The 14,773-nt window shown below is 74.7% G+C and carries 13 protein-coding genes; 9 read left to right on the top strand and 4 right to left on the bottom strand.

What is annotated here, in order from left to right:
* The first annotated feature begins 91 nt into the window (after nt 1-91).
* Together AH6_RS20460 and AH6_RS20455 are read left to right on the top strand one after the other, a co-directional pair.
* Entirely contained in the window at nt 92-2,068 is a 1,977-nt protein-coding gene (locus AH6_RS20460; RefSeq protein ID WP_067482224.1) for a hypothetical protein, read from the top strand.
* A gap of 115 nt (nt 2,069-2,183) precedes the next feature.
* Nucleotides 2,184-2,480, top strand: coding sequence for a PGPGW domain-containing protein (locus AH6_RS20455; protein WP_218005891.1), 297 nt, complete (start codon nt 2,184-2,186; stop codon nt 2,478-2,480).
* 113 nt (nt 2,481-2,593) lie between these two features.
* Here the strand turns inward: AH6_RS20455 and AH6_RS20450 are convergent, their stop codons facing one another.
* Nucleotides 2,594-3,382: an SDR family oxidoreductase gene (locus AH6_RS20450; protein ID WP_067482222.1), complete on the bottom strand. Its 789-nt coding sequence runs from the start codon at nt 3,380-3,382 to the stop codon at nt 2,594-2,596.
* 50 nt (nt 3,383-3,432) lie between these two features.
* Between AH6_RS20450 and AH6_RS20445 the strand changes: the two genes are divergently transcribed.
* The 5 genes from AH6_RS20445 to AH6_RS20425 are packed head-to-tail and all read left to right on the top strand — an operon-like array spanning nt 3,433 to nt 10,073.
* Nucleotides 3,433-4,554, top strand: coding sequence for an acyl-CoA dehydrogenase family protein (locus tag AH6_RS20445; protein ID WP_067482220.1), 1,122 nt, complete (start codon nt 3,433-3,435; stop codon nt 4,552-4,554).
* Nucleotides 4,551-5,501 carry an acyl-CoA dehydrogenase family protein gene (locus AH6_RS20440; RefSeq protein ID WP_067482218.1) on the top strand — a complete coding sequence of 317 codons (951 nt, stop codon included), beginning with the start codon at nt 4,551-4,553 and terminating at the stop codon, nt 5,499-5,501. The genes AH6_RS20445 and AH6_RS20440 overlap by 4 nt, the downstream gene beginning before the upstream one ends.
* Nucleotides 5,498-7,651: a hydantoinase/oxoprolinase family protein gene (locus tag AH6_RS20435; protein WP_083983244.1), complete on the top strand. Its 2,154-nt coding sequence runs from the start codon at nt 5,498-5,500 to the stop codon at nt 7,649-7,651. Before AH6_RS20440 ends, AH6_RS20435 begins: the two co-directional genes overlap by 4 nt.
* Entirely contained in the window at nt 7,630-9,234 is a 1,605-nt protein-coding gene (locus AH6_RS20430) for a hydantoinase B/oxoprolinase family protein (RefSeq protein ID WP_067482216.1), read from the top strand. Before AH6_RS20435 ends, AH6_RS20430 begins: the two co-directional genes overlap by 22 nt.
* On the top strand, nt 9,231-10,073 hold the full coding sequence (locus AH6_RS20425; protein ID WP_067482214.1) for a TIGR03619 family F420-dependent LLM class oxidoreductase: 843 nt from the start codon (nt 9,231-9,233) through the stop codon (nt 10,071-10,073). The genes AH6_RS20430 and AH6_RS20425 overlap by 4 nt, the downstream gene beginning before the upstream one ends.
* Here AH6_RS20425 and AH6_RS20420 read toward each other — a convergent pair.
* On the bottom strand, nt 10,070-10,570 hold the full coding sequence (locus AH6_RS20420) for a hypothetical protein (RefSeq protein ID WP_067482212.1): 501 nt from the start codon (nt 10,568-10,570) through the stop codon (nt 10,070-10,072). The genes AH6_RS20425 and AH6_RS20420 overlap by 4 nt on opposite strands.
* 27 nt (nt 10,571-10,597) lie before the next feature.
* On the opposite strand from AH6_RS20420, the gene AH6_RS20415 reads away from it, so the two are divergent.
* Together AH6_RS20415 and AH6_RS20410 are read left to right on the top strand one after the other, a co-directional pair.
* Complete coding sequence (locus tag AH6_RS20415; protein ID WP_067482210.1) at nt 10,598-11,278, top strand: response regulator transcription factor; 681 nt, start codon at nt 10,598-10,600, stop codon at nt 11,276-11,278.
* On the top strand, nt 11,275-12,618 hold the full coding sequence (locus tag AH6_RS20410; RefSeq protein WP_067482208.1) for a sensor histidine kinase: 1,344 nt from the start codon (nt 11,275-11,277) through the stop codon (nt 12,616-12,618). Before AH6_RS20415 ends, AH6_RS20410 begins: the two co-directional genes overlap by 4 nt.
* Nucleotides 12,619-12,639: 21 nt before the next feature.
* Here the strand turns inward: AH6_RS20410 and AH6_RS20405 are convergent, their stop codons facing one another.
* A complete protein-coding gene (locus tag AH6_RS20405) occupies nt 12,640-13,926 on the bottom strand; it encodes a threonine/serine exporter family protein (protein WP_067482206.1) in 1,287 nt (428 codons plus the stop codon).
* Between the two features lie 115 nt (nt 13,927-14,041).
* Nucleotides 14,042-14,413: a winged helix-turn-helix transcriptional regulator gene (locus AH6_RS20400; protein WP_067482204.1), complete on the bottom strand. Its 372-nt coding sequence runs from the start codon at nt 14,411-14,413 to the stop codon at nt 14,042-14,044.
* Nucleotides 14,414-14,773 lie beyond the last annotated feature (360 nt).

Genomic DNA, 14,773 nt, shown 5'->3' with positions numbered 1-14,773 from the left:
CCGCCGGACCCTTGAAACGTGAGCAATGTTCATGATTGCATCCTGGGGTCCGGGCTCCCCCCGCCCGGCGCCCGGAGCGAGTGGAGCGCCCGTGAACGAGAACGCCAGGCCGGACCGGCGCCGGTTCCTCAAGCTGAGCACCGCCACGGCGGCCGTGACGGCGGGCGGCTTCGCCCTCCCGACCCTGGCCGCCCGCCCGGCCTTTGCAACGGCCGGGACGGTGGCCCTGCATCTCGACAACGTCCAGCAGGCCACCTTCAAGGGCCTCGGCGTGCACTTCTCGCCGTTCGAGACCGAGCTGACCGACGCGCAGTGGGCGCTGGTCCACCGGCGGCTGGCGTTCATGCGGCCCCAAGTGCTGCGCGTGGTCATCGGCGCGGGCTGGTACTGCACCGGCTTCGACGCGGCGGGCGAGCCGGTCTACGACTGGGACTCGGCCAAGATGCGGTCGTTCTACCGGATGCTGGACTGGGCGGAGCAGAACGGCGCGGAGGTCGTGCTCGGCGAGTGGTCGCCGCCGTCCGGCCCGCCGCTGAACCTCAAGGCCGAGGACCCGCGCTGGGCCCGCCTTGTCGGCGACCTGCTGCACCAGGTCCTGAACGTGCGCGGCTACACCTGCCCCAAGCACTACAACCTGCACAACGAGCCGAACCTCTGGTTCCCCGACTACGGTCCCTTCGACCCGTGGCTGACCTCGGCCCGCAACATGCACGCCGAGATCGCGCGGCGCGGGCTGCTCGGCCGGATCACGCTCGTCGGCCCGGACGCCACCGAGGCCGACGACGTGCTCAGCAAGACCGCCGACCTGCTGTCCGGGCAGAGCGAGAGCTGGGTGGTCCGGACCGTCGAGCGCGGCAAGGAGCTGATGGGCGCCTACGACGTGCACAAGTACGAGTACGTCTACAACGTCGAGCGCGGCGACCTGGAGCAGCGCCTGTGGTGGCAGCGCCAGTACATCGACAACCGCGACACCGCCGCCAAGCCGTTCATGGTCCTTGAGGCGGGCATGGACCGGGGCCTGGACGTGCCCGAGATCGGCATGCACGCCCCCGACACCCAGAAGGAGCGCTACGGCTTCCGGTACGGCGTGCAGATGGCAGACTACGCCGTCCAGGTGATGCGCGCGGGCCTGGCGGGCGTGGCGGCCTGGAACCTCGACGACGCCCAGCACACCGGCGGCGAGTACGGCAGCAAGAACCTCAAGGGCTGGGGCTTCTGGAACTCCCTCGGCGGCCGGGACGGCTACCCGGTGAGCGACCTGGACCTGCGCCCGTGGTTCTACACCTGGTCGTTGCTGAGCCGCTGCTTCCCGCGCGGCAGCCGCGTCCTGAACGCCCCGGCGACCGGGTACGCGGGCGTCCGCGTCACCGCCGCCCGCACGCCCGGCGACGGCCTGTCGATCGCCGTCGTCAACCACACCGGCTCCGCCCGCACCCTCACCCTGCGCGTCCCCGACGCCGCGCCCGGCGCGACGCTGGCCGAGTACCGCTACTTCGAGGACGACCGGCCCGCCGACGCCGAGGGCTACCCGGTGCCCAAGCGCACCGTGCGGCTGACGGGCGACCTCACCGTCACGCTGCCCGGACGCGGCGTCGTGGTGCTGACCTCCACCGGCGAGGTCCGCGCCACCGGCGGCACCCGCTCCTGGACCGACGACCTCGCCGACCTGCGCAAGACCCACGCGCACAGCCCCGGACTGGCGATCGACACCGCCAACCCCGGATCGTTCTCCGGCGAGGCGGCCCGCCTCAAGCGCACCGGCTTCGCGCCCGGCTGGGTGGTCTACCGGCAGCCCGGCCTGACCAGCTTCGCGCTGACCGTCTACCAGGTGACCGCGCTGCTGGGGAAGGTGACGGCGGAGGTCTCGGCCGACGGCACCACCTGGCGGCCGGTCGCGCTGGCGTCGTCCCCGAGCTACAAGGTGGACGCCGCGCTGGGCTGGAAGGGCGCGGTGCTCACCCCGGCCGAGGCGCTGCCCGCCGGAACGGCCTACCTGAAGGTGCGGCTCGCCGACGATCCGCTGGTGTTCTCGCCGCAACTGGCGCGGGTGCGGCTGAACCACCGCTGATCCGGCGGGGTTTCCGGAACGCCTATGGCGGTGCTCACAACCTCTCGCGGGATCGTTGCGGCCCTCCCGTACGTCGAACAGGACAAGGACGCCAACGACGCCCAGAGGAGAGCATGTGACCGTCACCGCGCCCGAACGGCCCGAGACCGAGACCGCGGCCGGGAGCGCCGCCCCGTCCCGGCTGCGGCTGGTGCGCAAGGTCGCCGTCGCCGTCACCGGCGGCGCGCTGATCGTCGTCGGCCTGCTGCTGATGGTGCTGCCCGGCCCCGGCCTGGTGGTCCTGTTCGCCGGGCTCGGGCTGCTGGGCACCGAGTTCCCCGCCGCCCGGCGGCTCAGCGACCGGCTGACCGGCTACGTGCGCGCGGTCTGGCACAGGGTCCGCCCGCCGAAGAAGGCGGCGGCCGGGTCCTGACGACCGCGCGCCGACGCACGCCGCCCTAAGCCCTGGCCCGGCCTCCGGGTCAGGGCTTCGGCGTTCCCCGGCGCAGCGCGACCACCTCGCGTGGGGTCCGCTTGAAGTCCGGCTCAGGTGAACTGCTGGCCGCCGTTGACGTCGAGGGTCGCGCCCGTCGTCGCGGCCGCCCGCTCCGACGCCAGAAAGATCACGGCGCGCGCCACGTCCTCCTCCGACGCGATGCGGCGCAGCGCCATCGCCGCCACGTCGCGGGCGCGGACCTCCTCGAAGGTCGTGCCCTCGGCGGCGGCGCGGGCGCGCATCCAGTCGTCCAGCGTCCCGCTGGCGATCCAGCCGGGCGCGACGCAGTTGACGCGCACGCCCGACGGCCCCAGCTCGTCGGCCAGGCAGTGCGACAGCAGGTGCACCGCCGACTTCCCGGCCGCGTAGTCCGAACGTCCCGCGTATCCGACGCGGCTGGACATCGAGGTCAGGTTCACGATCGAGCCGCCGCCCGCCGCGACCATGTGCGGCGCGAAGTACCGGCACGACAGCAGCGTGCCGTAGGCGGCGATCTCGACGGTCCGGCGCCACTGCTCCAGGTAGGCGTCGTCCATGTCCAGGACGTTCTTGCGGTGCGTGCCCGGGAACGCCGCGTTCACCAGAACGTCCACCCGCCCGAAACGCTCCATGACGGCGTCGGCCAGCCCCCGCACCTGCCCGGGGTCGGACACGTCGGTCGGCACGGCCAGCGCCCGCCGCCCCTCCGCCTCCACCTCGGCGGCGATCTTCTCCAGGGTGCCCGCGCCGCGCGCCGCGACCGCGACGTCCGCGCCCTCGCGGGCCATGAGGACCGCCAGCGTGCGGCCCAGCCCGGGGCCCGCGCCGGTGATGACGGCCGTCTTGTCCTTGAGCAGCATGGCCGTTACCGTACCAAGCGATCGCTAGTTTGGTCTCGTTCGGAGGTCGGGTGGATCTCACATTCAGCGCACGGCAGGACGCGTTCCGCGCCGAGGTCCGGGACTGGCTGGCCGCGCACGTGCCGCGCGAGCCGCTGCCGTCGATGGACACCGCCGAGGGGTTCGAGCGGCACCGCGAGTGGGAGCGGCGACTGGCCGACGCCCGGCTGTCGGCGGTGTCGTGGCCGCGTGAGTACGGCGGGCGCGGCGCGGGCCTGCTCGACTGGCTGGTCTTCGAGGAGGAGTACTGGGCGGCGGGCGCGCCCGGCCGGGTCAGCCAGAACGGCGTCTTCCTGCTCGCCCCGACCCTGCTGGCCTACGGCACCGACGAGCAGAAGCGCCGCCACCTGCCGCGCATGGCCCGCGCCGACGACGTGTGGGCGCAGGCGTGGTCGGAACCGGAGGCGGGCAGCGACCTGGCCGCGCTCCGGGCGACCGCCACCCCCGACGGCGACGGCTGGCGGCTCAACGGCCAGAAGACCTGGAGCTCGCGCGCCGTCTACGCCGAATGGTGCTTCGGGCTGTTCCGCACCGACCCCGAATCGCAGCGGCACCGGGGCCTCACCTACTTCATGCTGCCGCTGGACAGCGAAGGCGTCACCGTCCGGCCCATCGCGCAGCTCGACGGCGAGCACGGCTTCGCCGAGATCTTCTTCGACGACGTGTTCGTGCCCGCCGACGGCGTGCTCGGCGGCGTCGGCCAGGGCTGGAAGGTCGCCATGGCCACCACCAGCTCCGAGCGCGGCCTCACCCTGCGCAGCCCCGGCCGGTTCATGGCGACCGCCGACCGGCTGCTGGAACTGGCCCGCGCCAGCGCCGACCAGACGTTGCGCGACGCCGCCGTGCGGGCGTGGTCCGACAGCCGCGCCTACCGCCTGCACACCTTCCGCGCCGCCGCCCGGCTGGCCGAGGGCGTCGAGCTGGGCGCCGACTCCAGCCTGATGAAGGTGTTCTGGTCGGAGCTGGACCTGCGGATGCACGAGCTGGCGCTCGACCTGCTCGGCCCGGCCGCGCCCGTCGCCGGGCGCTGGCTGGACGGGTTCCTGTTCGCGCTGGCCGGGCCCATCTACGCCGGGACCAACGAGATCCAGCGCAACATCATCGCCGAACGCGTCCTGGGGCTGCCACGATGAGGTTCTCGTTCACGCAGGACCAGCGGCTGCTCGCCGAGGCCGTCCGCGAGGTGCTGGAGAAGACCTGCCCGCCCGAGGCCGTGCGGTCCGGGCCCCGGCCCGGACCGGGCTGGAAGGCGCTGGCCGAGGTCGGGCTGCTGGGCGCGCACGTCGCCGAGGAGCACGGCGGGCTGGGGCTGACGCCGCTGGACACCGTGCTGGCGTTCGAGGAGACCGGCCGCTTCGCGGTGCCGGGGCCGCTCGCCGAGACCGTCGCGGTCGCGCCGCTGGTCGTCCCGGCCGGGCGGCACGCCGAGATCGCCGCCGGGGCGCTCACCGTCACCGCGCGGTCGGCCGGGTCGCCCTACCTGCCCGACGCCGACCTCGCCGACCTGATCGCCGCCGGGACGCTGGTCGCGCCGCACGGCGAGGTGGCGCTGACCCGGGTCCGGTCGGTGGACGCCACCCGCCCGCTGTTCACCGACGACCTGAACGCCGACGACTCGCCCGCCTTCGACCACGCCGCGCTCGCCACCGCCGCCCAGCTCGTCGGGGCCGGGCGGCGGCTACTGGAGGAGGCGGTCGGGTACGCGCAGCAGCGCCGCCAGTTCGGGCAGGTCATCGGCTCCTTCCAGGCCGTCAAGCACAAGCTCGCGGACGTGGCGATCGCGCTGGAGTTCGCCGCGCCGCTGGTCTACGGAGCCGCCTACGCGCTCGCGCACGACGAACCCGACGCCTCGCGCGACGTGTCGGCCGCCAAGCTCGCCGCCAACCGCGCCGCCCACCAGGCCGCCCGCGCGGCCCTCCAGGTGCACGGCGCGATCGGCTACACCGACGAGCTGAACCTTCAGATCTGGCTCAACCGGGTGTGGGCGCTGCGTCCGGCCTGGGGTGACGACGGCGTGCACCGCGCGCGCCTGCGCGCCGCCCTACTGGACGAGGCGCGGCCGGAAGGAGCCCGCCGGTGAGCGCCACAGCAGACGGCACGGCGGATGGCGCGCCGGACGTCACGGAAGGCAACGCGTCGGGCGTCACGCTCGCCAGCGACGTCGGCGGCACCTTCACCGACGTCGTGCTCATCGGCACCGACGGCCAGGTGCGCGTCGCCAAGACCCTCACCACCCCCGACGACCCCACCACCGGCCTGTTGCGCGGCGTCGAGCAGGTCTTGGCCTCCTCCGGCGTCGCGCCGGGCGAGGTTGGCCGGTTCGTGCACGCCACGACCCTGGCCACCAACGTCATCCTGGAGCGCACCGGCGTTCCGGTCGCGTTCGTCACCACCGAGGGCTTCGGCTCGATGCTGGCGCTCGGACGGCAGGCACGCGTGGAGGAGGAGCGCTACGACCTGGCCTACGAGCAGCCCGACCCGCCCGTCCCGCACACCCACACCTTCACCGTGCCCGAACGCGTCGCCGCTGACGGGCAGGTGCTCGCCCCACTGGACGAGACGGCCGCCGCACGCGTCGCCGACGACATCGCCGCCCTGCGCGTCGCGGCCGTCGCGATCTGCCTGCTGCACTCCTACGTCAACCCCGAACACGAGGAACGCCTCGCCGCCATCATCCGGGCGCGACTGCCGGAGAGCGTCCCCGTCGTCACCTCCGCCTCGGTCTGGCCGGAGCTGGGCGAGTACGAGCGCGCCACCACCACCCTCATGTCCGCCTACGTCGGCCCCGTCATGGCCTCCTACCTGGACCGGCTCGGCGGCCGCCTGCGCGACCTCGGCGTCACCGCGCCGGTGCACGTCATGGAGTCGGCGGGCGGCGTGCTGCCCGCCGCGCTCGCCGCCGCCCGCGCGGTCTACACGATCGAGTCGGGCCCGGCCGCCGGGGTCATCGCCGCCGCGCGGCAGGGCGCGCGGCGCGGCCTGGCCGACCTGATCTCCTTCGACATGGGCGGCACCACCGCCAAGGCCGGGCTGGTGCGCGGCGGGCGGCCCGGCGTCACCCACGAGTTCCAAGTGGGCGGCAAGGGCAGCTTCGGGGGCCGCCGCCCCGGCACCGGCGTCCCCATCAAGATCCCGGCGATCGACCTGGCCGAGGTCGGCTCCGGCGGCGGCTCGATCGCCTGGGTGGACGCCGGGACGCTGCGCGTCGGGCCGCGCTCGGCGGGCGCCGACCCCGGCCCCGCCTGCTACGGGCGCGGCGGGGAGCTGCCGACCGTCACCGACGCCAACCTCGTGCTCGGCTACCTCGATCCCGACGGCTTCGGCGAGCTGCGCCTGTCGCCCGAACGCGCCGAGGCCGCCATCGCCGAGCACGTCGCCGGGCCGCTGGGCGTGCCGGTCGTGGAGGCCGCCGCCGCCGTCCACGACATCGCCAACGCCCAGATGGGCGCGGCCATCCACGTGGTGACGGTGCGGCGTGGCATCGACCCGCGCGGCTTCACCCTCGTCGCCCTCGGCGGCGCGGCCCCCACCCACGTGGTGCGGCTGGCCGAGCGCTTCGGCATCGGCCGCGTGCTGGTGCCGCCGCAGGCGGGCGTCGGCTCGGCCGTCGGGCTGCTCCACGCCGACCTCGCCATCGAGCGGGCCCGGACCTTCCTCGCCCCGGTCGGCGAGCTGGTGTCGTGCTCGGTCGGCCGCGACCGGCTCGGGGAACTGGCCGACGTCCTCGCCGACCTCGAACGCGCCGCGCTCGTGGACCTGGCGGTGGACCGGGCGGAGGTGTCGCGTTCGGTGGGGATCAGGTTCACCGGCCAGGCGCACGCCTTCACCGTCGAGCTGCCCGCCGGGCCGATCACCCCCGGGGTCGTGCGGGGCGCGGCGGAGGAGTTCTACAAGCGCTACCACGAGTCCTACGGCATCGACCTGCGCGACCCGGCCGAGCTGACCACCGCCCGCGTCCGCGCCGTGCTGCCGTCCGGCTCCCGCGACACCCCGCGCGCCGAACCCGCCCCGGACGTCGCGGGCGCGCGGCGGGTGTGGCTGGACGGCGCGTTCCGCGAGGTGCCCGTCCGGGCGCGCGGCGGCATCGCGCCGGGGGAGACCCTGACCGGCCCGTGCGTCCTCACCGAACCGCAGTGCTCGCTGCTGGTCCCGCCCGGCTGGCGCGGCACCGCCGACGACCACGGCGCCCTGCTCCTGGAGAGTGGCACATGGCCCCAGAAAACGACCTGACCGCCGAGATCCTCCGCAACGCGCTGTGCGTGGCCGCCGAGGAGGCCAGCATCGTCGTGGTGCGCTCGGCCTACTCCACCTTCATCGTGGAGGGCGCCGACGCCGCCGCCGCGATCCTGGACGCCGACGGCCGCCTCGTCGCGCACTCTCTGTCCACCGCGCTCATCCAGTGCGCCAGCCTCCGCAGCGCGCTGCCGCACGTCTTGAAGGCCCATCCCGCCGCCGCGATGCGCCCCGGCGACGTGTTCGTGCTCAACGACGTCTACCAGGGCGGCATCCACGCCAACGACCTGCTGGTGTTCCGGCCCGTGTTCGTGGACGGCGCGCCTGCCTACTTCACCGGCACGCTGATCCACGTCGCCGACCTGTCCGGCCTGTCGGCGGGCGGCATGGCCTCCGACGCCACCGACGTCTACCTCGAAGGGCTCCAGCTCCCGCCGGTCCGCGTCGCCACCGCCGCCGGGCTCGTGGACGACCTCGTACGGGTGCTGGCCGCCAACAGCCGCACCCCCGACAAGCTCGTGGGCGACCTGCGCGCCCTCATCGCCGGGGCCAACGTCGCCGCCCGCCGCCTCGAAGAGATCATCGCCGAGCACACCCCCGCGGGCCTCGCCCGCGGCGTCGCGGGCTACCTCGCCCACACCGAGCGGCGCATGCGCGCGGGCCTCGCCGCGCTGCCCGCCGGGACCCACCGCGGCGAGTACACCCTCGACGACGGCCACACCGTGCGCGTCGCCGTCACCGCCGACGGCGCGGGCGCGCTCGTGGTGGACTTCGACGGCACCGACGAGCAGGTCCCGCTGCCCGTCAACTCCGGCTTCTCCCAGACCCACGGCGGCGTCATGTACGCCGTACGGTGTTTCGTGGACCCCGACCTGCCCATGAACGAGGGCTGCTTCGCGCCGGTGGAGGTGCGGATGCCGCCCGGCACGCTCGTGCACTGCACCCCGCCGTTCCCCGGCGGCGGCCGGTTCGGCACGGTCGCGGCGGCGGAGGAGGCCATCTTCGCCGCCCTCACCGAGGCGGGCGGCGGCGTGGCCGCGTCCGGCATCCTCCAGGCGTTCAGCATCAGCGGCGCGCGGCGGCCCTGGCTGCACATGTCGTTCGACCTCGGCGGCACCGGGGCCCGCGCCGACCACGACGGCGCGGACGCCACCGGCGCGCTGTTCGGCGGCGGCCGCAACATCATCCCCCAGGCCGAGCCCATCGAGGCGCGCCTGCCCGTCCGCGTCGAGGAGGTCGCCCTCATCCCCGGCTCCGGCGGGGCGGGCCGCCACCGGGGCGGCCTCGGCACCCGCACCGTCATCCGCATGCTGGAGGACGCCCGCGTCGACACCCGCGGCGACCGCCTGCACCGGCCCCCGCCCGGCGCCGCCGGAGGAGCCCCCGGCCGCGCGGGCGGCTACCACCGCCAACGCGCCGACGGCACCCGCGAACCGCTCGGCTCCAAGGCCACCCGCCAGCCCCTCGCCGTCGGCGAGGCCCTGGTGGTGGAGACCTCCGGCGGCGGGGGCTACGGCGACCCCGCCGACCGCGACCCCGCCGCCGTCCGGCGCGACCGCGCCGAAGGGAGGACCGCGTGAAGTTCGGAGTGCCGCTCGGCCTGGTGCACCCGGCCGTCTGGACGGACCTGGCGGTCGCCGCCGACCGGCTCGGCTTCGAGTCGGTGTGGCTGCCCGAGCACCTGGTGTTCGCCACCGACCTGTCCACCGCCCGCTACCCCGGCACCGAGGAACCCGGCATCCGGCCGCAGACCCCGCTGTTCGACGCGCCCGCCTACCTGTGCGCGCTCGCCGCCGTCACCGAACGGGTCAGGCTCGGCACCGCCGTCTACCTGTACGGGCTGCGGCACCCGTTCGTGGCCGCGCGCGCGTTCGCGACCCTGGACCAGATCTCCGGCGGGCGCACGATCGTCGGCGTCGGCGCGGGCTGGTACGAGGGCGAATGGCTGGCCGCCGGGGTGGACTTCGCGACGCGGGGCCGCCGCCTGGACGAGGCCATCGCCGTCTCGCGCCGCCTGTGGACCGAACCCGCCGTCGAGCACCACGGCGAGTTCTTCGACTTCCCCGAGGTCGCCTTCGAGCCCAAACCCGTCCAGGCGCGGCTGCCGATCGTGGCGGGCGGCGAGTCCAGGGCCGCCCTGCGCCGCGCCGCGTCCCTCTGCGACGGCTGGATCAGCATGCCGCAGACCCTCGAACGCGCCGCCCCGCAACTGGAACGGCTGCACGCCCTCCGCAAGGAGGCCGGGCGCGCCGACGACCCGTTCGAGATCACCGTGCACGCCTACGAGCTGTCGGGCCCCGACGAGGTCGCCGAATGGGAGCGGCTCGGCGTGGACCGCCTGATCGTGCGGCCGTGGACGCGCACCCGCGAGGCAGCCGACCGCCTCGCCGCGTTCGCCACCGACTACGGCCTCGCCTAGTACTCGTAGGTCCGCACGACCGGCTTCTGCCGGTACCAGGTCGCGATCACCGACGACGTGCCCTTCCCGCCGATGAAGTCGAGCCGCAACCAGCCCTCGGCCTCCGACACCCGCGTCTCGAACCCCGGCTCGGGCGTCGCCGACACCAGCACCACCTTGCCCGGGGCCAGCGCCAGCGCGGCGCGCCCGCCCCGGGTCGCGTAGCTGCGCACGTCGCCCAGATCGACGCTGGGCGCGGCGGCAGGCGTCTTCGTGGACGGCTTGGCGGACGGCTTCGCCGGTGGCTTCGGGGTCTCGGCGGACTGCTCCCCGCGCGAGGGGCTGGTCATCGGCCGCACCGTCGGGCTCGCGTGCGTCACGGGTCCGGTCACCGGGACGGGCGCGGAACGGTCCGACACCGCCGTGCGCACGACGTCGCGCACACCGAGCCACGACAGCGTCACGGCGAGCGCGGTGACCACTGCCCACGGCGCAACATACGACATCGCGCGACGCATCAGCACATGGTGGCATAGGTTGCGGGCATGGCGAGTGTTCTGGTGGTGGAGGACGACGCCAACGTCCGTACCGCCTTGATCCGCGAGCTGTCGGCGCGCTCGCACGTGGTGCGCAGTGTCGGGACGGCGATGGACGCGCTGCGCGAGGTGACCCAGGCCCCGCCCGACGTGGTGATCCTCGATCTCGGGCTGCCCGACCTGGACGGCGGCGAGGTGCTGAAGATGGTGCGCGGGGTGTCGGACGTGCCGGTCATCATCGCGACGGCGCGCGACGACGAGCCGGAGATCGTGCGGCTGCTGAACGCCGGGGCCGACGACTACCTCATCAAGCCGTTCTCGGCCGAGCATCTCAGCGCCCGGCTCGCGGCGGTGCTGCGCCGCTCGTCGCGTTCGGGCCCGGCCGCCGAGCTGCGCGTCGGCGGCCTGCACATCGACCTGGACCGGCGCGAGGCGGCGCTGGACGGCGCGCCGCTGGAGCTGACCCGGCGCGAGTTCGACCTGCTGGCCTACCTGGCGGCGCGGCCGGGCCGGGTGGTGGCGCGGCGCGAGCTGCTGGCGGAGGTGTGGCGGCAGGCGTACGGCGACGACCAGACCATCGACGTGCACCTGTCGTGGTTGCGCCGCAAGCTGGGCGAGACCGCGGCCGAGCCCCGCTACCTGCACACGGTGCGCGGGGTGGGCGTGCGGCTGGCGGATCCGGGCCCATGAGGCGGACGCTGGTGCTGGTGTCGCTGGCGGTGACGTCGATGGTGGCGCTGGCGTTCCTGATCCCGCTGGCGCTGACCGTCCGGGAGATCGCGCGGGACCGCGCGATCTCGGCCGCCGAGCGCCAGGCCAGCGCGCTCGGGCCGGTGCTGGTGGTGACCGACGATCCGGCCGCGCTGGAGCGTGCGGTGGCCACCACCCAGGCCGGGGCGGCGCACCGGATGGCGGTGCACCTGCCCGACGGCACCGACGTGCCCCGGGACGCCAACGGGTCGCGGGCGCGGCCCGCCCAGCTCGGCGAGGCGGCCCGGCGCGGCCGTTCGCACACCGCGCGCGTCCCCGGGGGCTACGCGCTGCTCCAGCCGGTGGCGCTGGAGGGCGGGCAGACGGCGGTGGTGGAGGTGCACCTTCCGGCGGCCGACCTGTCGCGCGGGGTGTGGAAGGCGTGGCTGGTGATGACGGCGGTGGCGGCGGCGCTGGTGGCGGGGTCGGTGGCGGTCGCCGACCGGCTGGGCGCGCGCATGATCCGGTCGACCCGGCGGCTGGCCGAGACCGCGGCGGCGTTCGGCGAGGGCGACCTCGGCGCGCGCATCGAGCCGGACGGGCCGCCCGAGCTGGTGGAGGCGGGGGCGGCGTTCAACGCGATGGCCGACCACGTGGTGCAGCTGCTGGCGGCCGAGCGGGAGATGGCCGCCGACCTGTCGCACCGGTTGCGCACGCCGCTGGCGGCGTTGCGGCTGAACGCCGAGGCGCTCGGTGAGGGCCCGGTGGCCGACCAGACGCGGCAGGCGGTGGACCGCATCGAGCACGAGGTGGACCTGATCATCCGGACGGCCCGCAAGCCCGCGGGCCGGGGGAGTTGCGACGCGGCCAAGGTCCTGCGGGACCGGGTGGCGTTCTGGTCGGTGCTGGCCGAGGACGAGGGGCGGGGGTGCGAGCTGATCGGGGCCGAGCAGGCGGCGCCGCTGCCGATCCCCGCCACCGAGCTGGCCGCCGCCGTGGACGCGCTGCTGGGCAACGTGTTCCGCCACACCCCCGACGGCACCGACTTCGCCGTGACCCTGCACCAGGGGCAGGGCGTGACGGGCATCCTGGTCGCGGACGCGGGCCCCGGGATCGCCGATCCGGACGCGGCGCTCCAGCGGGGTCGCAGTGGCGGCGGCTCCACGGGCCTGGGGCTGGACATCGCGCGGCGCGCGGCCGAGGCCACGGGGGGCCATCTGCGCATCCACCGTTCGGTTCTGGGCGGGGCGCAGATCCAGTTGTGGTTCCGCACCAAGTGGTTGCCCCCGGCGCGCCGCCGTTCGCGCCGCCTGGTGGGCCGCCGTCCCTCCCGGGCCTGACCGTCACCCGCCGGACGACGGTCAGGGGGCGTCCATGCCGAGGCGGGCGGCGGCGGTGCGGCCGGCCCGCCCGGTCCCGACGAAGTTGCCCAGCACGACGCCGACGCCGATCGCGGCGGTGGTGATGAGGGCGCCCATCAGCGCCGACGACGCTCCCGCCGCGCCCGAGGCGTACTTGACCAGGGCCAGGTAGACGTCGGGGCCGGGCAGGAGCGCGCCGGTCACGCCGGGGATCACCAGCACCGTGGACGGGATGCGCAGCCGCCGGCCCGCGTGCGTCGCGGCCCAGCCGAGCACGGCCGCCGCCAGCAGCACCGCCAGGGGCGCGGCCAGGCCGAGGCCCGAGCGGGCCAGGTTGTTGACCGCGCCGGTGAGCAGGCCCGCGCCCACCCCGACCGGGAGCAGCCGTGCCGCGCCGCCGTTGAACAGCGTGTTGCCCGCCGCGCCCACCGCCGCCGCGGCCAGCGCCACCACCAGCGGCAGTTGCGCGAACTTCACGCCGTAGGCGTCCTGCTCGAAGTCGGTGGCGTCCAGGGCCAGCGAACCGGCGATGGCGACGCCCACGAACAGCGCGCCCAGCGTCATCGCGACCTCCACGATCCGCCCGGCGGCCATCAGCGTGAACCCGGAGATGGCGTCCTCCGACAACGACACCACCGACAGGATCGGCAGCAGCAGCACCAGGTTGGCCGCGACCAGCCCCGCCACCGCCTGCCCCGACAGGCCGAGCGCGAAGAACAGCAGGCCGATCCCCACCGCGAGCGCCGCCTTGGCCATCACCAGGTAGAAGCCGGGCAGCCCGGTGCGCGACACCAGCACCCCGCCCCGGTCCACCAGCACCAGCAGCAGCGCCGACACCAGCGCCCCGGCGGCCGTGCCGCCCGCCTGGAGGCAGATCATCGCGGCCAGCACCGCGCCCCCGGCGACCCGCACCCACCACGGCCAGCGGCCCGCGACGCGCGCGATGCGGTCCAGCTCGCGGTCCGCGCCCGCCGCGTCGGTGCGGCCGGTCACGATCTCCTCGACCAGCCGGTGCACCAGGCCCATCCGGTCCAGGTCCTTGCCGTCGTCGGTGCGGGTGACCCGCATCATCACCAGCGGCGGCCCGCCCGGCGGCCGGTACTGGAGGTGGATCGAGCGGGCGCTGATGTCGGCCTCCAGGCCGCGCAGCCCGAGCCGCGCGGTCACCGCCAGCAGCGCCGTCTCGACGGTGCGCGTCTCCGCCCCCGACACGAACATCTCGTCGCCGAGCCGCAACGCCAGCATCATGATCTGCTCGGCCCGCCCGTCGTCCCCGCTGCCTTCCACACCGGACCTGTCACCGGGTTGCGGCAAAGCCCACCTCACCCCAGCGCAAGATCTCGTGTCCGGGCGCTGGTGACACCGTCCTGCCACTCGGCACGCGGTCCCCGGCGGTGGCCGGTCACGGGGCCGCGTGCTGCTCCTGCGCGTCGAGCAGCTCGTCCCAGTGCTCCGCCGCCCATGCGCACGCGGCCTCCAACGGTTCCAGCAGGCTGCGGCCCAGCGGCGTCAGCGCGTACTCCACTCCCGCTCTGGGGTCGGCGTGCACCGTGCGCGAGACGAGACCGTCGCGCTCCAGGCCGCGCAGCGACTGCGTGAGCACCTTGGGGGTGACGCGGTGCAGCGGCACGCGGAGCTCGGAGAACCGGCGCGGCCCGCCCTCCAGGCAGCGAAGGACCAAGGCCGCCCACTTGTCGCCGAAACGGAACGGCAACAGCGAGGACGGGCACAGCTCGTCGAACATGTCGGCGGGCAGCGGCTGCCGATGCGTCATGCCCTCTCCTACCTGTCGGCCTTCGATATCCGGGTGACCACCCTCGCAGATACCTTTCCGGACATCCGACCAGCGGAGGGTATTCCCCGACGGGCAGATCCGTGACCGGAAGCTCTCTCGGCGAGGTCACGCAGGAGGACAAGGCCCTGTCCGGCTCCGCTGGCCAGCGCCGAAGATGATCGAAATAAGTCTCGCTCAGCCCTTCCCTAAGCGAGGCTTAAGAGCGTTCCCCCAGCGCGCGGTGGCCCATAACGTCTGAGTTGTTACATCGGAGCTACGCGGAGGTGCACAGGCTGGAGAGCGAAGCGTACGTCGGCTGAGGTCCGACTGAGGTTCCTGATTGAGACAGACTTCTGGCCC

Origin of the sequence: Actinomadura hibisca NBRC 15177 (assembly GCF_001552635.1) — a bacterium.
GTDB lineage: Bacteria > Actinomycetota > Actinomycetes > Streptosporangiales > Streptosporangiaceae > Spirillospora > Spirillospora hibisca.
Note: the sequence above shows the minus strand (reverse complement) of the source record. Positions and strands in the feature narration are given on the sequence as shown.

Excerpts from the sequence above, each read along its gene's own strand:
- AH6_RS20450 (WP_067482222.1), bottom strand. The coding sequence starts at position 3,382 with ATGCTGCTCAAGGACAAGACGGCCGTCATCACCGGCGCGGGCCCCGGG.
- AH6_RS20440 (WP_067482218.1), top strand. The coding sequence starts at position 4,551 with ATGAGGTTCTCGTTCACGCAGGACCAGCGGCTGCTCGCCGAGGCCGTC.
- AH6_RS20430 (WP_067482216.1), top strand. The coding sequence starts at position 7,630 with ATGGCCCCAGAAAACGACCTGACCGCCGAGATCCTCCGCAACGCGCTG.
- AH6_RS20420 (WP_067482212.1), bottom strand. The coding sequence starts at position 10,570 with ATGCGTCGCGCGATGTCGTATGTTGCGCCGTGGGCAGTGGTCACCGCG.
- AH6_RS20415 (WP_067482210.1), top strand. The coding sequence starts at position 10,598 with ATGGCGAGTGTTCTGGTGGTGGAGGACGACGCCAACGTCCGTACCGCC.
- AH6_RS20410 (WP_067482208.1), top strand. The coding sequence starts at position 11,275 with ATGAGGCGGACGCTGGTGCTGGTGTCGCTGGCGGTGACGTCGATGGTG.
- AH6_RS20400 (WP_067482204.1), bottom strand. The coding sequence starts at position 14,413 with ATGACGCATCGGCAGCCGCTGCCCGCCGACATGTTCGACGAGCTGTGC.